We start from the raw sequence: 23,246 nt of genomic DNA on the forward strand, positions 1-23,246 counted from the left end.
CGGGGCATCCGGAGCAGGCGGGCCGGGCGGGGAAGAGTGCCAATCGTGCCTCCGCCGCCACCCGTTTGTGACTAAATTTCTGCCGATGGAACCGAGCGGCGCGTGAGGCGCGTCCAACCGGCGGCAGAAACAGAAAGGACGCCACGATGAAGCCAACCCGCAAGCTCTGGGTCTCCGGGGCGGTCGTCGCAGCGATCCTGACCGGGGGCATCTCTGTCGCCGCCGCGGCCACGGGGGATCCGGCCGAGAACCCGAACCCGCCGCGGAACCAGCCGGAGAACCTGGTCAACGCGCCCAGCACGACCTACCCGCCGGGCAAGGCCCCGGGCCAGGTCCCCGGCCCCGTGCCGCCCGAGGCGCTGCCCACCGGCCCTCCCAAGGTCTCCCAGCACGACATGGCCAAGACCCCGGAGGACGCCCGCAAGGTCATCGAGTACTGGATGGGCGAGGGCGGCGAGAACCTGGAGGACGCCGAGCCCATGCCGATGCCGAGCGTCATCCTCACCCCGCCCCCGAAGAAGTCCTCCGGCGGCTGACACGCTTCCGCTCCATCGCACCGGACCCCGCGCCCCCTGGGACGCGGGGTCCTCGCCGTTCCCGGGCCCGTTCCGCGCACCGCCCGGCCGCGGCGGCCGTACGGCGGGCGCGTGGCGCGGCCGGGCCCGGTCCGAGTGCGGCCGCCGCACGGTCCGGGCCCGGGCCGTACGGCGGGCGCGGGACGGGCGCGGCGACCGGGGGTCAGCTCCCGGGGGACGCCGGGGGCGGGGGAGGCGGGACGTCGCCGGGGCCGGGCTCCCGGGACGGGGCCGGGGACGGCTTCCGCGGGGGCGGCGCGACCTCCCCGGCGGAGGGGGCGCCCCCGCCGTCGCACGAGGCGTCCCCGGCGACCGCGCCCCCGGGCTCGGGCGGCGCGTCCACGACCGAGACCTTCAGCTCCGCCGTGGAGGCCAGCAGGCTGCCCACCGGGGACCTGGCCTTGCCCTCGTCGACCACGATCGACCGCTCGCCGAGGTAGCGGTAGGTCTTCGGGTCGAAGATGATCTCGGCGCGCTCGCCGCGGTCCACCCGGGCGACCGCGACGCCCTTGCGTCCCGCCGCGTCCTCGGCGTCCTTGACCAGGGTCACGCCGGGGATCGTGGCGGCGGCCCGGAACAGCGCGGCCCGCTGCGCCGCCGGCATGTACGACTCGCGGATCAGGTCGCCGACCGCCGTCCACGCCCTGGCGTCGGTGAGTTCCTCCTTGTCCTGGCCGGGCGAGGGGGAGGTGTCCGCCGCGCCCCGGTACAGGTGGGCGCGCATGCCCTCGGGGGTCTTCGGGAGCCGGGCGAGCGAGGCGAAGTCGCGGCGGTACTCGGGGGCCAGGCGCTCGGGGCAGGAGGCGAGCCGCATCCACTGGGCGCCCCGGCGCTCCTGGGCCGCCTGCGGGGGCATGGGCCAGCCCGGCATGGGACGCGGCTCCAGGTTCTCGATCGCCAGCAGGCCGTCGCGCGACCCGTCCACCGAGGTCCACATCCTGCGGTTGGTGCGGTACAGGTAGCGGTACTCGGCGGTCTTCTCCCCCGTCTCGGCGTTCGTGGAGGGCGGGGCGTAGACGGGGTACATCGTGCGCGACTCGTAGTAGAGGAACTGGCCCGGCCGCGGCCGCAGCTCGTCGCGGGCCGCCGCCGCGGCCGCCCGGTCCAGCACCTCCCGGGCCGACACCGGTACGGCGTTCGCCAGCTCGCCCGAGTCGCGCGGCGTGGGTGAATTCGGTTCGGTGGTGTCGTCGCCTCCGTAGACGGCCACCGCCACGGTCAAGGCGGCGGCGAGCCCCGCCGCGGCCGCGACGCGCAGCCCCAGGCGGGGCCACCAGGGGCGGCGGCCTCCCGGCCCCGCCGGGCGGGCGGCGTCAGGGCCGGACTCGGTCGGCTCGCCGGATCCGGCGGAGTTCGCGGCGGCGGCGGGCTGGGCGGACTCGGCGGCGATCGCGGCCATCAGCCGGGCCTCCTCGTTCCGCAGGCCCGCGGGCCCCGGTTCGGGGACCTCCGCGCGCAGGCGGTTCAGCTCGTTCATCTCATCCATGGGATTCCTCGCTGGCAGACGTCGGGTCGACCCCGCCGAGAGCGGCGCGCAGTTTGCTTCGGGCCCGGCTGATCCGCGACCGGATCGTCCCGATCGGCACGTTCAGCGCCCGGGCGGCGTCCTCGTAGCCCAGGCCTCCCCACGTCACCAGCAGCAGCGCCTCGCGGTATTCCGGGGCCAGGCCGGCCAGGGCGGCCGCCAGGCGCCGCCGTACGGCGTCGGCGCTGACCCGCGAGTCGCTACGGTCGGTGAAGGACTCGCACACGGGGTCGTCCCCGGTCCTGGCCAGGATCTGGAGCTGCCGCAGCTCGGTGCGCCGATGGCGGCCGATGAGGTTGGCGGCGATGCCGTACAACCACGGACGGGCGTCGGGCCGTGACGTGTCGTAACCGCTCCGCTGGCGGAACGCGATCAGGAACGTCTCGGCGACGACGTCCTCGGCCACGTCGGGGCCCAGGCGGCGTGTGACGTATCTCTTGATGGGGGCGGCGTGCCGGTGGAATATCTCGGCGAAACGCTCGGGCTCGCGCCGGGACCGGGCCAGGATCTCCGCGTCGTCCGGGGCACCCTCCGTGGCCTGGGGCGGAAATGCGCCGGGCGTCCGGCTCGTTGGTCTCATCTACAGGCCTCTCGGCTTCCGGTCTGGACACCCCTTATTGCCAGGGGAGCCCGGCCCGGTTCCCGGCGCGTTAGGCTTGGAGATCCGTGGCTTTCGCTCTGCGGGAAACAAATCGCCCGCGACGGCGTTATGCATACTGGCGCGATCGCGCCCAGCGAACCCCACTGTGACGAACACTCCGTAGGGAGGTGTCCTCATGCCGCGCACTGCCGTGGTGTCCTCGCCCGCACGCGAGAACGACCCGCCGGCCCTCAACGAACTCCTCGACCGAGGGCGAGCCCAGGGCCACCTGTCCCTGTCGGAGCTCCGCGAGGTCTTCGCGACCGCCCAGGTGACCCCCGCTCAGGGCCGCTCGATCCTGCGGGAGCTCACCGAGGCCGGCGTCCGCCTGGCCGAGGACGAGACCAGGAAGTCCGCTTCCGAATCCGTGTCCAAGCCCAAGCGTACCCGCGCCGTCAAGGGCGCGTCCGCGGCCAAGACCGCCACCAAGACCGCCGCCCGCACGGCCACCCGTGACGCGGCCGCCGGCGCCGCCGAGACGGCGGTGGCCGAGCCGGACGCCGAGGCCGCGGGGACCGCCGTCAAGCCGGGCCGCAAGGCCGGGAAGGCGACGGCCGAGAAGACGACCGCCAAGAAGACGGCCGCCAAGAAGGCGACGGCCAAGAAGTCCGCGTCCCCCGAGGACGAGGAGTTCGACGCCGAGGACTTCGACGACTCCGACCTCGAGGCCCTCGCCGGGACCCCCGCGGGTGGTCCGCAGGACGACGAGGACGCCGAGCCGACCGCGCTCGACCTGGACGACCAGTCCTCGGTCATGGGCGACTCGGTGCACACGTACCTCAAGTCGATCGGCCGCCGCACCCTGCTCACCGCCGAGCAGGAGGTGGACCTGGCCAAGCGCATCGAGGCCGGGCTGTACGCCGAGCACAAGCTGGAGACCGAGCCGGACCTGCCCGCCCACTACCGCGAGGAGCTGGAGTGGGTGGCCGAGGACGGCCGCCGGGCCAAGGACCACATGCTGGAGGCCAACCTGCGCCTGGTGGTCTCGGTCGCCAAGAAGTACACCGACCGCGGCATGGCGCTGCTGGACGTGGTGCAGGAGGGCAACCTCGGCCTGATCCGGTCGGTGGAGAAGTTCGACTACACCAAGGGCTTCAAGTTCTCCACGTACGCCATGTGGTGGATCCGGCAGGCGATCCAGCGCGGTTTCGCCGACTCCGCGCGCACGATCCGTCTCCCGGTCCACGTCCTGGAGATGCTGTCCAAGCTCAGCCGCATCGAGCGGGAGATGCACCAGCGCCTCGGCCGGGAGCCCACCCCCGAGGAGCTGGCGGTCGAGCTGGACAAGACGCCGGACCAGATCGAGGAGCTGCTGCGCACGAGCCGGCAGCCGATCAGCCTGGACTCCACGATCGGCGAGGACGGCGAGACCAGCATCGGCGACCTCATCGAGGACGTCGACTCGCCCGAGGCGTCGGAGGTGGTGGACCGGCAGCTCCTGGCCGACCAGCTCCGGTCGGTGCTGGGCAACCTGTCCCCGCGCGAGGCCAAGATCGTGGCGCTGCGGTTCGGCCTGGTGGACGGCAAGCCGCACACCCTCGACGAGATCGGCAAGCACCTGGGCCTGACCCGGGAGCGCATCCGCCAGCTTGAGAAGGAGAGCCTGTCCAAGCTGCGGCACCCCAGCAACACCCGTCCCCTGCTGGACTGGGCGAGCTGACCGGCCGGCCGCCTCCGGGCGGCCGCCGGGAGACATCCGTGAACGCCGCCGCGCCCCGTGCGCGGCGGCGTTCACGCGTTCCCGCCCGTCGCCGCGTTCCCGCCCGTCGCGCGCCAGCCCCGGTCCCTCCGCGCCCGATCCCGCGTCCGGTCCCCGGATCCGGTCCCCGCGTGCCCGCCGTACGGCCACCGCCCGGCCGGCGCGAGCCGTACGGCGGGCACGGGCGGCGGGCACGGGCGGCGGGCGGGTCCGGGGCGGGGTCCGGGGCGGCTTAGGGTGGGATCATCCGGGTGGAAGGAGTGGGGGATGTCGCTCACGTTGGGGCGCGGGCCGCTGTCGGCCAAGGCGCCGGCGCAGGTGAACTACCGGGTGGAGGGGCCGGCGCACCGGTTGTTCCTGGAGGGGTTCCCGCGGCGGGTGCGGGCGGTGTTCGACGGGCGCACGGTGATCGACACGCGGCGGGGCGCGCTGCTGCACGAGACCGGGCTGCTGCCGCAGTTGTACGTCCCGGAGGAGGACGTGGCGATGGAGCTGCTGGAGCCCACCGACCACCACACGGTCTGCCCGTTCAAGGGGGAGGCGTCCTACTGGTCGCTGCGGTCCGGGGACCGGGTGGTGGACAACGCCGTGTGGGCCTACCGGGAGCCGCTTCCCGAGGCGTCCTGGCTGCGCGGGCTCGTGGCGTTCTACTGGACGGCGGCCGACTCCTGGCTGGACGAGGACGAGGAGGTCCGGGGGCATCTGCGCGACCCGTACCACCGGGTGGACGTGCGCGCGTCGAGCCGGCACGTGCGCGTGCTCGCCGGGGAGACGGTCCTGGCCGAGACGCGCTCACCCAAGGTCGTCTCGGAGACGGGCCTGCCCAACCGGTACTACATCCCGCCGCAGGACGTGCGCATGGACCTGCTGGAGCCCAGCCAGACCGAGTCCGTCTGCCCCTACAAGGGCCAGGCCGCCTACTGGTCGCTGCGCGCGGAGGGCCTGAGCCTGGACGACGTCGCCTGGTCCTTCCCCGAGCCGCTGGAGAACGCCCTGAAGGCGGCCGGCCACCTCAGCTTCCTGCACCGCGACCTGCGGGTCGAGGTGGACGGCCGGCCCTCGGCCTGAGCCGGGCGCTCAGTGTCCCGGCGCCTCCACTGCCGGCGCCCCGGTCTTCCCCCCGGCCCTGACGCCGGCCGGTCTGGCGGCCCACAGGGCCACGGCGATGTAGACCAGTTGCTCCGGCACGCGGAGCCACAACGGCGGGGGCTCCTGACCGGCGAAGGGGATGCCGGCGAGGGTGGCGTGGACGTTGGCCGGGAGCACCAGGACGAAGAAGATCGCGAGCGCGATCCCCGCCGGGCGGCGGGTCCGGGTGATGACCAGGCCGAGGGCGCCGAGCAGTTCCAGCACGCCGGTCAGGTAGACCACCAGGCCGGGGAACGGGATGAAGGGCGGCATCATCGCGACGACGTCGCCGTGGTTCGGCATCGCCGCGACGCCGGCCGGGACGAAGTGCGCGCTCGCCGTGATCACGAGCATGACCGCCATGGCGTGCGCCGCGCCGGCCGGCAGGGTGGCGAACCGCCGCACGCCTGCCGCCCCGAGCAGCCGGAAGATCAGAATACCGACCGGAATGATGATGAACGGGAACACTTTCTCCTCCTTGGGTCGCGGTGCGAATCTGCGGATTACGCGCCGGTCCGGCCCGCTGACACGGTGAGCGACGGCGTGTAGTCGTCCACGGTGATGGAGTTGTGGAGGCGCGCGCTCTTGGTGGTGAGGCGGAGGAGGGCGCGGGCGGGCCCCGCGGGCAGGGCCGAGATCAGGCGGGCGCCCTGGGCCAGTCCCCGCACGCCGAGCCGGGAGGCGGGGATCAGGGTCTTGGCCGCGCTCAGCGCGACCGCACGGCTGCCGCGCACGTGCTCGGCCATCGCGCGTTCGTAGGCGGGGAAGGCGCGCTCGTGGTCGCCGCCCGCCCGCGCCAGTTCGCCGGCCAGGACGTAGGCGCCGACGACGGCCAGGCTGGTGCCGCCGCCGACGGCCGGACCCGGGCAGTAGCCCGCGTCGCCGACGAGCGTCACCCGTCCCCGCGACCAGGTGTCCATGCGGAGCTGGGTGATCGAGTCGAAGTAGAACGCCGGGGTGTGATCGAGCTCGCCCAGCCAGCGGTCCACCTCGGCGTGCATGCCGGCGAACGCGCCGCGCAGCAGCGCCTTCTGCCGGGCCACGTCGCGATGGCTGCAGCGGAGTTCGCGCTCGCTCCGGAACAGGAACAGCGCCCGCGCGTCGCCGAGGTGGCGGGCGCCGTACATCCCGGCGGTACGGCCCACGCCGACATGGATGAGGAGCTCCCCGTCGAGGCCGGCGGTGCCGGGCAGGGTCAGCACGCCGAGGTGCGCCCCGATGAAGGCGCTGAAGCGGGACTCGTCGCCGAACACGAGGCGGCGGACGTTGGAGTGCAGCCCGTCCGCGCCGACGACGAGGTCGAAGCGGCGCGGCGCGGAGTTCTCGAACCGCACCTCGCCGTGGGGTGAGATCGCGGTGATCGAGTCGCCGAAGACGTACTCGGCGTCGTGGCGCGTGGCGTCGTGGTAGATCTCGCCCAGGTCGTCGCGCATGATCTCCAGGTGCCGGCCGGAGGTGCCGCTGAAGATCTTGGACAGGTCCGCCTGGACCGGACGTCGCGCGCCCTCCCGGTGAACGGTCATCCGCGTCGTGCCGACGGCCCGCTCCTCGACGCGCGCGAGCACGCCCATCCTCTCGGAGATGTCCATCGCGGGGCGGAACAGGTCCACCGCGTGGCCGCCGGTCCGGCGGAGGGCCGGCGCGCGCTCGACGACGGTGACCGAGACGGACGGGTCATGCCGGGTGAGCCAGTACGCCAGGACGGGACCGGCGATGCCGGCGCCGGAGATGAGAATCCGCATGTCGTCCTCCTCGGGCCGATCAGCCACGGACTTTTCTTTGACGTACTGTCAGAGTTATTTATCTCTTACTCGATGTCAAGGTTCTGTCGGATGCCTATCATTCTGGGATGGCCGACCCGCACGACACCGCCTCAGCGCCGACCGCGCTACGCCGCCGCCGGGCGGACGCCCGGCGCAACATCAGCGCGATCCTCGACGCGGCCCGCGTCGTGCTCGGCGAGCGGCCCGACGCGACGATGGAGGACATCGCCGCCACCGCCGGCGTCACCCGGCAGACCGTCTACGCGCACTTCCCCTCGCGCGACGCCCTCGTCGCCGCCCTCGTCGAGGCCGCGGCCGCCGAATACGCCGCCGCGCTCGACGACGCGGAGCTCGACACCGCCCCGCCCGCCGACGCGCTCGCCCGGTTCCTCGCCGCCGGCTGGCGGTTCTTCGACCGCTATCCCTTCCTGCTGAACTCCGCCGCCCACACCCCCCGGCCCCAGGACGACCCCCACGACAGCGCGCCCCCGCGGCTCGCACGGGTCATCCACCGAGGCCAGACCACGGGCGACTTCGCCCCCTCGCTCCCCGCGGGCTGGCTCGCCATCGCCGTCGTCGGGCTCCAGCACACCGCCGCGGCGCAGGTCATGACCGGCCGGCTCACCGTCGGCGAGGCGGAGGCGCTGTGCCTGGAGAGCTCGCTGCGCCTCTGCGGTGGACGGGAACCCGGACCGGAACCTGGACGGGAACCCGGACCGGAACCTGGGCGGGAACACCGCCGGGGACTGCCCGGACGGTAGGAACGGCGTGGCGCTGACGCCGTTCTCAGCGGTTCCGGGACGCCGCCGGCCCCGCGCCGGCGGCGGGCGGGCAACCGATCGCCCCCTAACCGGACAAGCGTCGCGAAGCAGTCCGCCGAAGGGATGAGACTCCGCCGAAGGGCGGATGTCGCGGGGGCGGAAAAATGCGCCGATCGGCGCATGGCCGAGGACGTCCCGCCTGGCTAGCGTGTAGCTCGACGCCCGAAAAGGCCAGGACCCGGGAGGGTCGGGGATGCCGGTCCATCCAGTGGTTGTCATCACCGGGGCGGGGTCCGGGCTGGGACGCGCGCTCGCGGTGTCCCTGTCCCGGCGGGGCGGTCGGCTGGTCCTGGTGGGCCGCCGCAAGGAGCGCCTGCTGGAGACGGCGGACTCCTGCGCCGATCCCGGCTCCTGCCTGGTGCTCCCCGCCGACGTCACCGACCGCACGTCGGCCGCCCACGTGGTGGGTGAGACGCTGCGCGCCTTCGGCCGCCTGGACGGGCTGGTGAACAACGCCGGCCTGGCCCGGCTGGGCGGGGTCGAGCACGCCGACGACGCGGCGGTGGAGGCGATGGTGCGGACCAACCTGCTGGCTCCCCTGCGGCTCATCCGCGAGGCCGTCCCCGCGCTGCGGGAGGCCGGCGGGGCCGTGGTCAACGTCGGGTCCATCGGCGGGCTGCTGGCCGTGCCGGGCCGGGCGGCCTACGGCGCGGGCAAGGCCGGGCTGCACCATCTGACCCGCTCGCTCGCCCGGGAGCTGGCCCCGCGCGTCCGGGTGAACGCGGTCCTGCCCGGCGCCATCGACACCGGGATGTACGACGAGCTGGGCGGGTCGCCCGAGGAGGTGGCCCGGCTGCGCGCCGACCTGGTCGCCACCACCCCGCTGGGCCGCATGGGCACGCCGGACGACGTGGTGCCGTGGATCGAACTGCTGCTCGGCCCGGCCGGGTCGTGGGTGACCGGCAGCCTCATCGTGGTCGACGGGGGCCGTTCCTGCTGAACGGCGCCCGCGGCCGACCGCCCCAACGCGAAGGAGACCTCCATGAGCGACACCGTCTACGCCGACCCCGGCTACCGCGACCTGGACGTCGGCACGATCATGCGGGAGGGGCACCCCGACATCGCCGAGGGCGACGAGCACATCGTGTCGGCCGTGCGCAAGCTGCGCGCCGACCTGGGCCGCCCGCTGCGGGTGCTGGACGTCGGGTCGGGGTCGGGGGACCTGTCGCTGATGCTCGCCCGCGCGCTGCCCGACTGCGAGGTGATCGCCAACGAGATCGCGCCCAACCCGCTGGCGCAGGCGCGGGCCAAGCTGGCCGGCCGTCCCCGGGCCCGGGTCTTCGACCGGCCGTTCGAGGAGTGGGACGAGCCGGTGGAGGTGGTGGTCTCCTGGGGTTCGCACCACCACCTGGCCCACGACTACCTGCGGCACGTGCGGCGGGTGCTGACCCCCGACGGCGTGCTCGTCATCGGTGACGAGTTCTGCCCCGAGTACCTCACCGCCGAGGACCGCGAACGGCTGGCGCGCGCCGAGGAGGTCCTGCTGGTGGACGGGTACGTCTTCGACTCGGCCGCGGCCGCCGAGGCGTACCGGGCGAGCGGGGAGGTGCCGGAGTGGAGCCTGCGGCTGGAGCGGGACCGCCGCCGGGCCCTGTGGACCTGGTACAAGTTCGTGGGCGACCACGCGGCGGCGCGGGGGGCCTGGCCGGTGCTCATCGCCGAGCTGGCGATCGCCCGCGACGACCTGGTGACCGGCAACGCCGAGGAGCACAAGACCTCGCCGCTGCTGCTGGAGCGGGAGCTGGCGCTGAACGGCTTCGCCGTGCACGACAAGACGGTCATCGGGGACCGTGACCCGGCGCTGCAGAGCTTCGTCGTCTACACCTGCCGGGCCGGGGCGTGAGCGGGGTCGCCGCGGCCCGGGAGCGCAGCCGGTCGATCCCGGTGTCCTCGCTGCACGAGATCCACCGGCTGGTGCGGCTGCGCGGCCCGGAGACGATCGCGCTGCACGTGGGCGAGCCGTACATCCGCATGCCGCAGGCGGTGACGGAGGCCTTCGCCCGGGCGGTGCGCGACGGGCTCACGTCCTACACCGACGCGCCCGGCCTGCCGGAGCTGCGTGAGGCGCTGGCCGCCCGGTTCCCGGGCGGCGGGGCGCCCTCGCCCGAGCGGGTGTTCGTGACGCCGGGGTCGTGCCAGGCGATCGCGGCGGTGCTGCAGTCGGTGGCGTTCGAGGGCGGGGTGGCGCTGCTGCCGGAGGTGCACTGGCCGATCCACCTGCAGCAGGTGCTGATGGCCGGGCTGCGGCCGCGCTTCTACGCCGACCCGGCGGCGCTGGACGAGCTGTGGTCGCCGGAGGTGTGCGCCCTCGTGGTTAACTCCCCGGCCAACCCCTCGGGGGTGGTGCTCGGGGAGGAGGCGATCGCGGCGGCGCACGCGTGGGCGGCCCGCCGCCGCGTCTGGCTGATCAGCGACGAGGCGTACGAGGACTTCGTCTACGCCGGCGCGCCCGCCCGGCCCGCGGCGCTGGACGCGGCGCTGCCCGCCGGCGACCGGGTGGTCTTCTCGGTGCGCACGTTCTCCAAGGGCTTCTCGATGACCGGCTGCCGGCTGGGGTACGTCGCGGCGCCCACGGACGAGCGGGCCCGGCTGCTGCGCCGGGTGCAGGAGGCCACGCTGATCGCGCCGAGCACGCCGGTGCAGTACGCCGGGCTGGCCGCGCTCGCCTGCGGGGACGCGCACCTGGCCGCCCACCACGCCTACGTGCGGGCCACGCGCGACGAGGTCGTGCGGCTGGCCGGGCCGCTGCTGCGGTCGGTCCCGGACGGCGGCTGGTACGCGCTGCTGGACCTGTCGGCGCACACGGCCGACAGCGACGCGCTGTGCCGGGAGCTGCTGGACTCGGCGGGGGTGGCGGTGGCGCCGGGGCGGGGGTTCGTGCCGCCGGGCGATCCGCGGGGCCCGGGGCTGGCGCGGCTGACGTTGTGCTGGGAGCGGGAGGTCACGCTGGAGGGCGTGCGGCGGCTGCTGGCCTTCCTGGGGCGCGGCGATGCCGGCTGATCTGTCCCCGCCCGGGGTGTCCCCGCCCGGCCCGTCCTACCGTTCCTATCTGGCGCTGGAGCGGATCCTCGCGGCGCAGCGGCCGGTCACGCCGCGGGAGGACCCGGGGATCTGGGCGGCGGAGCGGTTCTTCATCGTCTGCCACCAGGCGAGCGAGCTGTGGGCCTCGCAGATCCTGGTGGACCTGGAGGAGGCGGGCCGGCTGGCCGGGTTCGGCGACTGGGAGGCGGCGAGCGCGGTGGTGCTGCGGGCGGCGGCGACGGCCGGTCTGCTCTCGCGGACCCTGGCGCACCTCGGCCGGCTGCCCGCGGAGTCCTTCCTGGCGTTCCGGGGGGCGCTGGAGGGGGCCAGCGGGGCCGAGTCCGAGCAGTTCCGGGGGCTGCTGCGGGGCCGGCGGCACGGGCCGGTGCGCCGGTTGCGGGCGGGGCTGCGGGCGGCGCTGCCCGCGGCCGGGGAGGGCGCCCCGCACCGGCCGCCGGACTGCGGCCACGCGGTGTGCGCGTGCGACGCGGCGCTGGAGGCGTATCTGGGCGCGATCACGGCCTGGCGCGGCCTACATGCGAAGGTCGCGTACCGGTTCATCGGGGACCGGCCGGGGACCGGCGGCACCGAGGGCGTCGGCCATCTGCTGCGGCGGATCGTCGCCGACGCCGGCGAAGAGGGCGACGATCTGGGCCCGCCGCCGGAGCCGGAGCTTGCCGAGCACGCTGGAGACGTGTGACTTGGCGGTGGCGACGCTGATGTTGAGGCGTTCGGCGATCTCCTGGTTGCTGCGGCCGGCCACGACCAGTTCCAGCACGTCGAGCTGGCGCTGGGTGAGCGCCTGGAGCGCGGGTTCGGACCACGGGGAGATCTCGTAGCGGCGGGACTTGAGCTCGACGGCGACCCGCAGCGGAGGGCAGGGCTGGGTGGCGCCGTTGGCGGCCAGCCGGGCCAGCCGTTCGACGGCCGAGGGGCTGAGCACGACGTGGCCGGCGCGCAGGGCCAGGACGGCGGCGGCGACCTCCTGGCCGTCGGTGTCCTTGCGCAGGAAGCCGCGGGCGCCGGCGGCCATGACGGGCAGCAGCCGGTGGTCCTCGTCGTGCTTGGTCAGCACCAGGCAGGGGACGCCGAAGCCCAGGTGGCGCAGGAGCAGCAGCATCGCCAGGCCGTCGCAGCCGGGCATGACCAGGTCGAGCACGACGACGTCGGGGTCGTGGTCGCGGACGGCGGACACGCCGGTCCAGCCGTCCCTGGCGGTGGCCACGACGTCCAGCCCGGCGCAGGTCAGCATGGACTCCAGGCCCGACAGCGCGAGCCGTTCGTCGTCGACGACCACGACGCGGGCGGGCACGCTCATCGGGCGGCCCTCGCCGCGAGGGGACAGCGGGCGATCTCGCGCAGCAGGGCGTCGCGGCCGCGGACCAGGTAGAAGTGGCCGCCGGGGAAGACGCGCAGCCGGAACCCGGCGTCGGTGACGCGGGCCCAGTCGTGCGCCTCGGCGGGGGTGACCTCAGGATCGCGGTCGCCCAGGCAGGCCAGGACGGGGCAGTGCAGCGGGGGGCCGGGGCGGGGCCGGTGGGTCTCGCTGAGGCGGTAGTCGGCGCGCAGCGCGGGCAGCGCCAGGTCCCGCAGTTCGGGCAGGGCGGCCAGTTCGGGCGGGGTGCCGCCGAGCCGGCAGGCGGCGTCCCACAGCTCGGGGCCGGGCAGCAGGTGGGTGGCGGTGCGGCGGGTGCGGCCGGGCCCGGGGCGGCCGGAGACGACGAGGCGGCCGACCTCGCCGGGCAGCAGGCGGGCCACCTCGTGGGCGACGGCCGCGCCCAGGCTGTGCCCGAACAGGGTGAGCGGGCGGCCGAGCGCGGGGGCGAGCGCGGCGGCGATCTCGGCGGCCAGGGAGTCCAGGTCGGCGGGGAAGGGGTCGTCCATCCGATCCTGGCGGCCGGGGTACTGCGCGGCCAGCACCTCGGCGCCGGTGCCGAGGGCCTCCGCCCAGGGCCGGTAGAAGGCGGCCGAGCCGCCCGCGTGCGGGAAGCACACGAACAGGCGCCGGGCCCCGGGCGCGGGCCGGTAGCGGCGGAACCAGGTCGAGAAGGCGCTCACCCCCGCACCGCCTTGGCGACGGTCTCCAGCTCGCCGGGGGTGAGCGGGGGCGGGGGCGTGAGCGGCGTCAGGTCGGGCGGGCCGAGCAGGGCGGCGATGTCCTGCCACATCTGGCAGAGCGTGAGGTGGTACTGCCCGCGCCGGGCCGGGTCCTCCCCGGCGGTGACGGCGGCGTGCATGCGGCGCAGCGCCCCGGCGGCGCCCAGCGGCCAGAGCCGGGCGAAGACCTCCTGGTGGCCCGGCGCGGCGGGCGGGCCGAGCACGACCGCGGCCGGCTCGTCGCCGCCCAGCCCCCCGGTGGCGAACAGCGGGCCGGAGGCGGGGTCGGCCCCGGCGCGCGGGATGCGGGGCCGGTCGGACCAGACGACGGGGCCGGCCGTGGTGACGAGCGTGAGCTGCCCGCTGTCGGTGGCGACGGAGATCCGGTGCAGCAGGTGGGGGTGGGCGTCGGGGTCGCCGGGGTCCAGCAGGTGCTGGACGCGCAGGCTGACGGGCACGCCGCCGATCTCCCCGTCCAGGCTCCGGAACGGCCCGGGCGACCGGCCCGCCGGGGCCGCGCGGAAGGAGTACGGCCGCAGCCGGCCGAGCGCGGCCCCGACGATGTCGAGCAGGGCGTAGGCGACCTGGAAGCCGCAGATGGCGTCGACGTGGACGGGCCGCCGCAGGGCCAGCAGCCCGGCGACCCCGGCCAGGAAGCGCCGCACCGGGGGCAGCTCGGGGTAGAAGGAGGTCAGGTGGTAGACGACCCGGTTGCGGCGGGCGGCGCGCAGGCAGCCGGCCAGCTCCGCGCGGTGGATCGGGTGCTCCTGGAGCACGTGGACGCCGCGGTCCATCAGCCGCACGGCCAGGTCGGTGCCGGCCCCGCCGAGCAGGCCGCCGCGCACCACGACGCAGGCCACGTCCGCGTCCACCCGGTCGGGGTCGGTGATCAGCGGCACGCCGTAGTGGCGGGCGCAGGCGGCCGACCGCGCGCTGCCGCGCCCGACCACGCCGACCAGGTCGTACGGCAGGGCGGCGGCGCGCAGCGCCTCCAGGTAGACCTGGCCGAAGGCCGTCCCGCACACGACGAGCCGCAAGTTGCCGGTCACGGCAGCGCCTCCGGCAGGCGGGCGGCCAGGGTGAGCTCGCCCAGGCACACCTCGCGCCACCACCGCGCGGCCGCCCGCGCCCCCGGGCCCACGAGCGTCACGTCCCCGGCGTACGGCTCGGCGCCCCCGGCGGCCGGGCCACCGGGGCCTCCGGCGGGATCGCGGGCGGATCCGCCGCCGGCACCGGTTCCGGGATCATGGGCGGATCCGCGGCCGGGATCGCCGCCGGGATCGTCTCCGGGGGCGGGCGGGTCGAGCACGGCCAGGCGGTGCACGGCGGCGCCGGCCTCCATGAGGCGGCGGGCGGTCTCCAGCGCGGGCAGGGCGTCCCGGCCCGCGGCCACCAGGACCACGCTCAGGCATTCGGCGTCGAGCAGCGCCTCGGCCGCCTCGTCGGGCGCGAGGACGCCGCCGGCGTCGCCGAGGGCGGCCAGCGGGCCCCGCCCGGCCAGCGCCGCCGTCTCGGCGGACGGCAGCAGGCCGGCGACCGCGCCGAACAGGACGGTGACGGGCCCGGCGCCGTCCCCGCCCAGGCGGCGCACCGGGCAGGACAGGCCGGTCGCGGCCTCCTCCGGCGGGGCGGCTCCGGCCTCCTCGGCGAGCCAGGCGGCCAGTTCGGCGACGGTGGGCCCGTCCAGGACGCGGCGCAGCAGGGTGTCGAAGGGCACGTCCACACCCAGGGCCTCGCGCATGCGCCCGGCCAGGCGGGCGGCCAGCAGGGAGTCGCCGCCGAGTTCCAGGAAGCCCTGGTCGCGGCCGACCCGGGGCAGTTCGAGCACCCGCGCCCACAGGTCCATGAGCGCGCGCTCGGTCTCGCCCGCCGCCTCCTCGGGCCGGGCGGGGGCCGCCGCCGGGGCCGGCAGCCACGAGCGCAGTGTCCGCTGGTCGATCTTGCCGTTGGGGGTGAGCGGGAGCGCGTCCACCACCTGGACGTGCGCGGGCACCATGAAGTCCGGCAGCCGTTCGCGCAGGTGCGCCGTCAGCTCGCCGGGGTCCACGCGGGCCCGCCCGGACTTGAACCGCGCGGCCAGGACGCGCATCCCGGCGTGGTCGGCGACCGGTGACTCCCCGGCCGGCAGGCGTACGACGTGGTCGGCGCCGGCCCGGGCCAGCGCCTCGCGCCACCGCGCCTCGGTGAGGAACACCTCGTCGCCGCCGCGCCGCGCGTCGGTGAACTCGGTGTCCATGAGCAGTTCCAGGGACGCCAGGAACGCGGGGTGGTCGCGGGTGATCTCGCTGAGGACGAGCCAGCCGCCGGGGGCGAGCAGCCCGGCCAGGCGCGCCAGGCAGGCGTCGGTGTCGCGCACGGCGTGCAGCACGTCCCCGGCCACGATCACGTCGTAGGAGTTGGGGGTGAAGCCCTGCGTCCGGATGTCGCCTTCCAGGTCGAAGGTGGCGAACCGCAGGCCGGGCACGCCGGCCAGCCGGTCGCGGGCCGCCCCGACGAAGAAGGGGGACACGTCGGTGAGCGTCAGCTCCGCGCCGGAGGGCGCCAGGGCCGCGGCCAGCTCGGCCGCGGTGCCGCCCACGCCGGTGCCCACCTCCAGGACGCGGCGCGGGGCCAGGTCGCGCACGAGCGCGGCGATGGCCCGGTTGGCCCACCGGACCGGGGGCGGCGCGGCGTAGACGCCTTCGGCGACGGCCGGGCGGCCCTCGGGGAACAGCAGCGGCAGCGGGTCCTCCTCGCCGCGCAGCAGGGCGGGCAGGCGCGCCGCGCACTCGGCGACGTAGGCCACCAGGCGGGGGTCCTCGCCCGCGCGTTCGCGCACCCGCCGCCACGCCCCGGCGAGTTCGGCGGGGCCGGGGCGGCGCGGGTCGGCCAGGCCGTCGCCGGCCGGGTCGCGTTTGGCCAGCCCGGCGGCCTCCAGGGCGCGGGCCCAGCGGCGGACCAGGCGGCGGCGGCCGGGGGCGGGGGGCTCGCCGCCGAGCACGGCCAGCGCGTCGAGCATCGACAGCAGGGCGGCCCGGTCGAGCGCGTCGGAGCACTCCGGCCAGCTCCCGGCGTCCTCCACGGCCTGCGCGGCGGCCCGGTCGGCGGCGGCCGGGTCGGGCAGCGGCGCGGCCTGCGGCGGGCCGGGCAGGCGGGCGGGCTCGACGAAGGCGGCCAGCCCGGCGGCGGGGTCGGGGACGATCACGGCCACGCCGACGGCGGGGTGGGCGGTCAGCGCCTCCTCGATCTCGGCCGGCTCGATGCGGTGGCCGCGCAGCTTGATCTGCCGGTCCTCGCGGCCGAGGAACTGGATCGTCCCGTCGGGCAGGTAGCGGCCCCGGTCGCCGGTGCGGTACAGGCGGCCGAGCCGGGGGTGGCCGATGAACCGCTCGGCGGTGCGGCCCGGGTCGCCCAGGTAGCCCATGGCCAGGCCGGCGCCGCCGATGAACAGGCCGCCGGGCACCAGGTCGGGGCAGGGCCGCAGGGCCTCGTCCAGGACGTGGAACTCCTGGTTGGCCAGCGGCCTGCCGTACGGGATGCTGGGGGAGCCGGGGGGCGTGTCCTCGGCGGGGTGCCAGATGGACCAGATGGCGGCCTCGGTCGCGCCGCCCAGGCTCACCACGCGCGCGCCGGGGACGAGCGCGCGGATCCGGCCGGGCAGCCGGACGGGAATCCAGTCGCCCGACAGCAGGGCCAGCCGCAGCGGCGGGCGCGCGACGTCCTCCGATTCCAGGTAGTCGCACAGCATCTGCATCTGGGCCGGGACCGAGTTCCACACGGTGACGCCGTGCGCGGCCATGAGGGCGGCCCAGTGCGAGGGGTCGGCGCGGCGGGCGTGCGCGGGCAGCACGAGCGCGCCCCCGGCGGCCAGCATGCCGAACACGTCGTAGACCGACAGGTCGAAGCCGAGCGCGGCCAGCCCGAGCACGCGGTCGTCCGGGCCGACGGCGAACCTGGCGTTGATGTCGGCGATGGTGTTGAGGGCGCCGCGGTGGCTGATCATCACGCCCTTGGGCGCCCCGGTCGAGCCCGAGGTGTAGATCACGTACGCCAGGTCGCCGGGGTCCGCCCGCCCGGCGGCCCCCTCCCCCGGTACTGCCCCCTCCCCCGGTACGGCGGCCGCGGGCGATTCCGGCGGCGGCGGGCAGGGGACGGGGTGGACGCCCGGGGGCAGGCCGGCGCCGGGCCCGGCGGTGACCACGCAGCGCACGCCCGCGTCGCGCAGGATGCGGGCGCGGCGGGCGGGCGGCTGGTCGGTGTCCAGGGGCAGGTAGGCGGCGCCGGCGAGCAGCACGCCGAGCACGGCGGCCACCTGCCCGGGCCCCTTGTCGAGCTGGACCCCCACGATCGGGCCCCGGCCGCGCACGCCGGCGGCCACGCGGCGCGCCCAGGCGGCCAGCTCGCCGTAGGTCAGGCGGAGGTCCGGGGCGATGACCGCGACGCGGCCGGGGTCGCGGGCGGCGCGTTCCAGGAAGCCGTCGTGGAGCAGCCCGCCGGGCAGGGGGGCGGCGGTGGCGTTGGCCCGGCGGCGGCGCTCGGCCTGGGCGGGCGGCAGCCGTACGGCCTCGGGGTCGTCCCAGGACCGGCCGGCGGCCAGGCGGCGCAGCAGGTCCTCGAAGGCGGCGAACATGTCCTCGACCAGGCCGCCGGGGAACACCCCCTCGCGCACGTCCCAGTTGACGTCCAGGCCGCCGCCGGACTCCATGACCTGGCAGTCGATCCAGACCTGCGGCGTCTGGGTGATCCCGTGGAGCAGGCCCAGCCCGCGCGGGGGCCCGCTCTCGGCGGTCTCGGCGCCGACGGCGCTGGTGAACACCACGGGGAACAGCCCGGCGTCGGGACCGCGCCGCCGTACGAGCTCGCGCATGACCTCCAGGCCGGAGAACAGGCGGTGGTCCAGGTCCTCCCAGAGCCGTTCCTGGGCGGCGCGGGCCCGGGCGGCGGGGGTGGCGGCCGGTTCCACGGCCAGCAGCCCGACCTCGGTGAAGTCGCCCACGAGGCGGCCGACGTGGGGGTGCAGGGGCAGCCGGTTCTGCAGGGTCAGGTCGAGGGTGAACCGCTCCTGCCCGGACCAGCGGGCCAGGACCTCGGCGTAGGCGGTGAGGACGGCGACCGAGGAGGTCAGGCCGCGCTCGCCGGCGGCGGCCCGCAGCCCCGCCCACTCGCCCGGGTCCAGGCGGGCGGCCCACCGGCGGAACCGGTCGCCGGGGTCGCCGTCCAGGAGGGGCAGCGCGGGGGCGGGGGGCAGGTCGTCGACGCGGGCCAGCCAGTAGTCGCGGTCGCGCCGGTCGGCGGCGCGCAGCTCCCGCTCGGCCAGCACGTAGTCGCGGAAGGACACCCCGATCGGCGGCGGCTCGTGCCCGGGGTCGTGGTAGAGCCGGTGCAGCTCGTCGAGCAGGATCCGGGTGCTGACGAGGTCGGCGATGAGGAAGTCGATGGAGAAGTGCAGCCGGTCGGGCCCGGCGCGCAGCTCGAACAGCGGCCACGTCCCGGGGTCGTAGACGCGGTGGGCCATCTCCCGCCGGGCCTGCCCGGGATCGGGCCCGCAGGAGCGGATCCGGTAGCGCGGCACCTCGGGCAGCACCCGCTGGGTCCCGTCGGGCCCGATGACGGCGCGCAGCATGTCGTGGCGGCGCACCAGCCGGTTCCAGGCGTCCTCGAGCCGGGCCCGGTCCAGGCAGGGGAAGGCCAGCTCGCCGTACCCGTGGCAGGACACGCCCCCGTAGCGGAACACGTCCCGGCGGCCCAGCAGGTAGGCGGCCTGCACGCCGGTCAGCGGGAACGGCTCGAACCGGGCCTCGGGCCGGGGGGTGAGCACGCCGCGCCGCAGGTGCGCGAGGACGTCGGCGCGCCGCGCGGCCAGCATCGCCCGCCGCTCGGGGGTGAGCACCCCCTTGGGCGCGCGGAACCGCAGCTCGCCGCCCTCCTCCCAGAGCCGCACCCCCTCGGCCGCCAGCGCCTCCACCAGCTCCCCGGCCGGAGGTACGGCCTCAGCCGGAGGTACGGCCTCAGCCGGGGGTACGGCCCCGGCCGGGGGCGCGTCCGGCGCGGCGGGGTCCTCAGGGCGCGCGGGACGGCCGCCGGGCGGGGTCATATGACGCCCTCCTCGATCTCCTCGGTCTCCTCGGCGCGCTCGGCGACGAGCGCGGCGATCCCCGCGACGGTGGGCGCGGCGAACAGCCGGCGCAGGCTCAGCTCGGCCCCGAACCGCACGCGCAGCTCCTCCAGCAGCCGGGTGGCCGACAGGCTGTCCCCGCCCAGGGCGAAGAAGCTCTGCCCCCGGCCGACGCCGGCCACGCCGAGCAGGCCGCCCCACAGCGCGGCGATCTCGGTCTCGACGGGCCCGCGCGGCGGCTCGGACTCCCCCGCGGCGGCGGCGCGGGAGACGAGGCCGGGCAGGGCGGCGCGGTCCACCTTCCCGTTGGCGTTCAGCGGCAGCGCGGGCAGGACGACCAGGTCGTCGGGCACCATGTAGGCGGGCAGCCGGGAGGCCAGGAACGCGCGCACCGCCGCCGGGTCGGGCGGGGCCTGCGTCCCGTCGCCCGTGACGGCGGCCCCGATGCGGCCCGCCGAGACCGGCACGGCCGCCGCCGCGGCCACGCCCGGGCAGGCCAGCGCGGCCGCCTCGATCTCGCCCAGCTCGATGCGGTGCCCGCGGATCTTCACCTGGTGGTCGGCGCGGCCGAGGAACTCAAGGATCCCGCCGGGCCGGTAGCGCCCCAGGTCGCCGGTGCGGTACCACCGCTCGCCCGCGTGCTCGACGAACCGCTCGGCCGTGCGCGCGGCGTCCCCGCGGTAGCCGCGCGCCACCCCGGCCCCGCCGATCCACAGCTCGCCGGGCACCAGGTCGGGCCGGTCCCGCCCGGCGTCGTCAGCCACGCGGTACCGCTGCCCGCGCAGGGGGAACCCGTACGGGATCGAGCGCCAGCCGGGGTCGAGGCCGGTGACCTCGTAGGCGTTGGACCAGATCGCGGCCTCGGTGGCGCCGCCGAGGGCGACGAACCGGCAGCCGGGGGCGCGCGCGGCGAGCCGGCCGGGCAGGTCGAGCCCGATCCAGTCGCCCGAGATCAGGGCGAGCCGCAGCGTCCGGCCGCCGCCGGCGATCAGGAGCATGTCGAGGATCGCCGGGACCGAGTTCCAGATTGTCACGTTCCAGGTCTCGGCGAGGGCGGCCCAGCGCCGGGCCTCCTGCCGGGCCTCCTCCTCGACGAGGACGAGGGTGCCGCCGGCCGACAGGGTCCCGAAGACGTCGTGCGCGGACAGGTCGAAGTCCAGCGCCGACACCGCCAGCACCCGGTCGTCCGGGCTCACGCCGTACTGCTCGTTGATCTCGTCGATGGTGTTGGCCGCGGCCCGGTGCTCGATCTCGACGCCCTTCGGCTCGCCGGTGGAGCCCGAGGTGTAGATCACGTACGCCAGGCCGGCGGGGTCGGCCGGGACGGGCTCGGGCAGCGGCGGCGCGCCGCCGGGCAGTCCCCCGGCGATGACCCGCCGCACGCCCGCGCCGGCGTGGATGCGCGCCGCCCGGGCCGCCGGCTGGTCCACGCCGACCGGGACGTACGCCGCGCCCGCCGCCAGCACGCCCAGCACGGCCGCGATCTGGTCCGGCCCGCGCGGCAGCGTGACGGCCACGGCGTCGCCGGGCCGCACCCCCTCGGCGGCCAGCGCCCCGGCCACGCGCAGCGCCCGCCCGGCCAGCTCGCCGTACGACATGATGCCCGCCTCGCCCCAGGCCAGCGCCGGGCGGTCCGGCTCGCGGGCGGCGCGGGCGAAGAAGCGGCCGTGCAGCGTGCGCGGCGGGTGCGGGGGGCCGGTGGCGTTGACGCGGGCGCGGGCCTCGGCCTGCGCGGGCGGGAGGCCCGGCCGGGCGGGCCGTTCCCAGGCGCCGCCGCCCGCGCCGGAGAGGCCGTCACCTCCCGCGGCGGCGTCGTCTCCCGCGGCGGCCAGGCGGCCGAGCAGGGCGAGGTAGGCGTCGAACATGCCGTCCACCACGCCCTCGGGGAACAGCTCCTCGACGACGTCCCAGTTGAGCAGGAGCCCGCCGTCGTGCTCGATCACCTGGTGGTCGAGCCAGACCTGCGGCGTCTCCGAGCTCTGCCACACCGGCGTGCCCAGGCGCCGCCGCACGGCCGGGCCGAACAGCTCGCCCATGCCGATCGCGCTGGTGAACACGACGGGGGCCATCATCCAGTCGCCGGGCCTGATCCTGGCCAGGTCGCGCAGCACCTCCACGCCGGAGTACTCGGTGTGCGCCAGGTCGCCGCGCAACCGGTCCTGCAGGCGGCGGGCCCGCTCGGCGAACGGCGCCTCGCCCGACATGTCCACGGCGAGCAGCAGCAGGTTCGTGAAGTCGCCGACGATGCGGCCGGCGTCGGGGTGCAGGTCCTCCCGGTCGAAGATCGGCAGGTTCAGCAGGAACCGGGGCTCGGCGCTCCAGGCCGCCACCACCTCGGCGAACGCGGTGGCCAGGACGGCGGGCAGGGTGAGGTTGCGCGCCCGCGCCCCGGCGGCCAGGCGTTCGCGGCCGGCCGCGCCGATCCAGTGGTGCCGCCGCGCGACCCCGGCGCGGGCGAGCCTCTCGGGGTCGGCGGCCAGCGGGAGCTGCGGCGCGCCGGGCAGCCCGGGCAGCCGCGCCCGCCAGTGCTCCCGGGCGCGCGCGGCCGCGTCCGAGCGCCGCCGCGCCCGCTCGGCCAGGTAGCGCGGGAAGCCGTAGTCCAGGGGCGGCAGCTCCCGGCCGGCGTACAGCTCGGCCAGGTCGGCCAGCACGATCTGGTAGCTGAGCGCGTCGCAGACCAGCATGTCGATGTTGACGTGGGTGCGGGTGACGCCGCCGGGCAGCAGGGACAGCGCGACGTCGAAGACCTCGCCGCGCTCGGCCGCCAACCGCCGGTGCGCCTGGCGCGCCCGGATCGCCTCCGCCTCGCCGGGGTTCTCGCGCAGGTCGTGCACGGTCAGGCCGGGCCAGGGGCTCTCGGGGAGGATCTCCTGCCGCCCGTCCTCGCCGAACCGGGCCCGCAGCATGCCGTGCCGCCGCAGCAGCGCCCGCACGGCCCGCTCCAGCCGCTCCGGCTCCACGCCCCGCCCGTCGAGCTCGGCGTAGAAGTGCGCGCTCACCCCGCCCAGGACCTGGTCCTCGCCGCGCCCGATCCAGTACGCCTGCTGCATCGGCGCCGGCTCCACCGGACCCTCGCCGCCGGGGCCGCCCCGCGTGACCGCCTGGCCGCCGGCGCTCCCGCCGCCGGCCGCCCGTCCCTGCCGGTCCGGCTCGCCGGGGCCGTGCGGCTCGCCGGCGGCGGGCGGCTCCGCGGGGCCGTACGGCTCGGCGGGGGCGGCGGCGCGCTCGGCGGCCAGGGTCCACCAGGCGCGCAGGGTGGGTTTCTCGATGAGGTCGGCGAACCTCAGCGCCACGCCGGACCGGCGCCAGGCGCCGGCCAGCCGCATGATCGCGATGGAGTCGGCGCCGTGGCCGATGAGGTCGTCGTCGTCGCCGACGGATCCGGGCGGCCTGCCGAGCGCCTCCTCCACGGCCCGCCGCATCGCCTCCCGCGTCAGCGGCTCCCTCGCCGTCCGGTCTCCTCGCGTGCGCCGGGGGGGTGTGGCGGGATCACCTGTCACGATCACTCCTCGCGACGGAGCGGCGGGCGCCCGTCCGGGCGCATCGGTCTTGTGTCGAACGCCGGCGTTTGCTGCGATGGCGGCAAAGGCAAACTCGACGATAAGCCCGCCGCGCTCGGGAGGTCGATATCACCAAACCGATAGGGCCGCGCAACCTCGGGGCGGTGATCTCCCACGTCATCGCCGGGCTTGTCCCTCCTTGCACAGAGAAATCCGCCCTTGTCCGCACCCCCGCCGGGCCCGGCGCGCGGGATCGGGACGCGGGCTCAGGGGCGCGACCCGGAACGCGCGGGCAGACGTGGCGCTCATGCCGCGCGGGCGGACAGGACGCGGGCGGACAGGACGCGGCCGGATGGGACGTGCCGGGCCCGCGCGGGCCCGGC

At 76.4% G+C, this 23,246-nt stretch carries 16 protein-coding genes and 1 pseudogene; 8 read left to right on the forward strand and 9 right to left on the reverse strand.

Annotated features, from left to right (window positions below):
- The first annotated feature begins 146 nt into the window (after positions 1-146).
- A complete protein-coding gene (locus D5H75_RS25735) occupies positions 147-536 on the forward strand; it encodes a hypothetical protein (protein WP_119929097.1) in 390 nt (129 codons plus the stop codon).
- Between the two features lie 202 nt (positions 537-738).
- Here D5H75_RS25735 and D5H75_RS25740 read toward each other — a convergent pair whose 3' ends face one another.
- Both D5H75_RS25740 and D5H75_RS25750 read right to left on the reverse strand, forming a co-directional pair.
- The gene (locus D5H75_RS25740) at positions 739-2,061 is read right to left on the reverse strand and encodes a CU044_5270 family protein (RefSeq protein WP_206781967.1); all 1,323 of its coding nucleotides are present in this window, start codon (positions 2,059-2,061) and stop codon (positions 739-741) included.
- Positions 2,054-2,680, reverse strand: coding sequence for an RNA polymerase sigma factor (locus tag D5H75_RS25750; RefSeq protein ID WP_119929098.1), 627 nt, complete (start codon positions 2,678-2,680; stop codon positions 2,054-2,056). The genes D5H75_RS25740 and D5H75_RS25750 overlap by 8 nt, the downstream gene beginning before the upstream one ends.
- A 196-nt stretch (positions 2,681-2,876) precedes the next feature.
- On the opposite strand from D5H75_RS25750, the gene D5H75_RS25755 reads away from it, so the two are divergent.
- Both D5H75_RS25755 and D5H75_RS25760 read left to right on the forward strand, forming a co-directional pair.
- Positions 2,877-4,400, forward strand: coding sequence for an RNA polymerase sigma factor (locus D5H75_RS25755; RefSeq protein ID WP_119929099.1), 1,524 nt, complete (start codon positions 2,877-2,879; stop codon positions 4,398-4,400).
- 306 nt (positions 4,401-4,706) lie between these two features.
- Entirely contained in the window at positions 4,707-5,507 is an 801-nt protein-coding gene (locus D5H75_RS25760) for a DUF427 domain-containing protein (RefSeq protein ID WP_119929100.1), read from the forward strand.
- 9 nt (positions 5,508-5,516) lie between these two features.
- Here D5H75_RS25760 and D5H75_RS25765 read toward each other — a convergent pair whose 3' ends face one another.
- Together D5H75_RS25765 and D5H75_RS25770 are read right to left on the reverse strand one after the other, a co-directional pair.
- A complete protein-coding gene (locus tag D5H75_RS25765; RefSeq protein WP_119929101.1) occupies positions 5,517-6,035 on the reverse strand; it encodes a DoxX family protein in 519 nt (172 codons plus the stop codon).
- Between the two features lie 35 nt (positions 6,036-6,070).
- Positions 6,071-7,309: an FAD-dependent monooxygenase gene (locus D5H75_RS25770; RefSeq protein WP_119929102.1), complete on the reverse strand. Its 1,239-nt coding sequence runs from the start codon at positions 7,307-7,309 to the stop codon at positions 6,071-6,073.
- A 107-nt stretch (positions 7,310-7,416) separates the two neighbouring features.
- On the opposite strand from D5H75_RS25770, the gene D5H75_RS25775 reads away from it, so the two are divergent.
- The 5 genes from D5H75_RS25775 (at position 7,417) to D5H75_RS44645 (ending at position 11,872) form a co-directional block, all read left to right on the forward strand.
- Positions 7,417-8,091, forward strand: coding sequence for a TetR/AcrR family transcriptional regulator (locus tag D5H75_RS25775; protein WP_119929103.1), 675 nt, complete (start codon positions 7,417-7,419; stop codon positions 8,089-8,091).
- A gap of 253 nt (positions 8,092-8,344) precedes the next feature.
- Positions 8,345-9,091: an SDR family NAD(P)-dependent oxidoreductase gene (locus tag D5H75_RS25780; RefSeq protein WP_119929104.1), complete on the forward strand. Its 747-nt coding sequence runs from the start codon at positions 8,345-8,347 to the stop codon at positions 9,089-9,091.
- Positions 9,092-9,133: 42 nt separating this feature from the next.
- Positions 9,134-9,994 (forward strand): class I SAM-dependent methyltransferase, encoded by an 861-nt coding sequence (locus D5H75_RS25785; RefSeq protein ID WP_119929105.1) that lies wholly within the window; start codon positions 9,134-9,136, stop codon positions 9,992-9,994.
- Positions 9,991-11,151, forward strand: a complete 1,161-nt coding sequence (locus tag D5H75_RS25790; RefSeq protein WP_202638500.1) for a pyridoxal phosphate-dependent aminotransferase — start codon at positions 9,991-9,993, stop codon at positions 11,149-11,151. The genes D5H75_RS25785 and D5H75_RS25790 overlap by 4 nt, the downstream gene beginning before the upstream one ends.
- The gene (locus D5H75_RS44645; RefSeq protein ID WP_119929107.1) at positions 11,141-11,872 is read left to right on the forward strand and encodes a tryptophan 2,3-dioxygenase family protein; all 732 of its coding nucleotides are present in this window, start codon (positions 11,141-11,143) and stop codon (positions 11,870-11,872) included. Before D5H75_RS25790 ends, D5H75_RS44645 begins: the two co-directional genes overlap by 11 nt.
- Here the strand turns inward: D5H75_RS44645 and D5H75_RS25800 are convergent.
- From D5H75_RS25800 to D5H75_RS25820, 5 genes and pseudogenes are all read right to left on the reverse strand, one after another.
- Positions 11,873-12,490: pseudogene (locus D5H75_RS25800) on the reverse strand (response regulator); the annotation flags it as partial.
- Positions 12,487-13,230, reverse strand: coding sequence for a thioesterase II family protein (locus D5H75_RS25805; protein WP_119929109.1), 744 nt, complete (start codon positions 13,228-13,230; stop codon positions 12,487-12,489). The gene D5H75_RS25805 and the pseudogene D5H75_RS25800, both read right to left, overlap by 4 nt.
- Positions 13,227-14,318, reverse strand: coding sequence for a Gfo/Idh/MocA family oxidoreductase (locus D5H75_RS25810; protein WP_119929110.1), 1,092 nt, complete (start codon positions 14,316-14,318; stop codon positions 13,227-13,229). Before D5H75_RS25810 ends, D5H75_RS25805 begins: the two co-directional genes overlap by 4 nt.
- Complete coding sequence (locus D5H75_RS25815; protein WP_119929111.1) at positions 14,315-19,342, reverse strand: non-ribosomal peptide synthetase; 5,028 nt, start codon at positions 19,340-19,342, stop codon at positions 14,315-14,317. The genes D5H75_RS25810 and D5H75_RS25815 overlap by 4 nt, the downstream gene beginning before the upstream one ends.
- Entirely contained in the window at positions 19,339-22,863 is a 3,525-nt protein-coding gene (locus tag D5H75_RS25820; RefSeq protein ID WP_340137774.1) for a non-ribosomal peptide synthetase, read from the reverse strand. The genes D5H75_RS25815 and D5H75_RS25820 overlap by 4 nt, the downstream gene beginning before the upstream one ends.
- Positions 22,864-23,246 lie beyond the last annotated feature (383 nt).

This window comes from Bailinhaonella thermotolerans (assembly GCF_003594875.1).
Taxonomy (GTDB): Bacteria; Actinomycetota; Actinomycetes; order Streptosporangiales; family Streptosporangiaceae; genus Bailinhaonella; species Bailinhaonella thermotolerans.

Bases quoted from the DNA above. Each gene is read 5' to 3' on its own strand.
- D5H75_RS25775 (WP_119929103.1), top strand. From the start codon at position 7,417: ATGGCCGACCCGCACGACACCGCCTCAGCGCCGACCGCGCTACGCCGC.
- D5H75_RS44645 (WP_119929107.1), top strand. From the start codon at position 11,141: ATGCCGGCTGATCTGTCCCCGCCCGGGGTGTCCCCGCCCGGCCCGTCC.
- D5H75_RS25780 (WP_119929104.1), top strand. From the start codon at position 8,345: ATGCCGGTCCATCCAGTGGTTGTCATCACCGGGGCGGGGTCCGGGCTG.
- D5H75_RS25770 (WP_119929102.1), bottom strand. From the start codon at position 7,309: ATGCGGATTCTCATCTCCGGCGCCGGCATCGCCGGTCCCGTCCTGGCG.
- D5H75_RS25815 (WP_119929111.1), bottom strand. From the start codon at position 19,342: ATGACCCCGCCCGGCGGCCGTCCCGCGCGCCCTGAGGACCCCGCCGCG.
- D5H75_RS25750 (WP_119929098.1), bottom strand. From the start codon at position 2,680: ATGAGACCAACGAGCCGGACGCCCGGCGCATTTCCGCCCCAGGCCACG.
- D5H75_RS25755 (WP_119929099.1), top strand. From the start codon at position 2,877: ATGCCGCGCACTGCCGTGGTGTCCTCGCCCGCACGCGAGAACGACCCG.
- D5H75_RS25785 (WP_119929105.1), top strand. From the start codon at position 9,134: ATGAGCGACACCGTCTACGCCGACCCCGGCTACCGCGACCTGGACGTC.
- D5H75_RS25760 (WP_119929100.1), top strand. From the start codon at position 4,707: ATGTCGCTCACGTTGGGGCGCGGGCCGCTGTCGGCCAAGGCGCCGGCG.
- D5H75_RS25740 (WP_206781967.1), bottom strand. From the start codon at position 2,061: ATGGATGAGATGAACGAGCTGAACCGCCTGCGCGCGGAGGTCCCCGAA.
- D5H75_RS25735 (WP_119929097.1), top strand. From the start codon at position 147: ATGAAGCCAACCCGCAAGCTCTGGGTCTCCGGGGCGGTCGTCGCAGCG.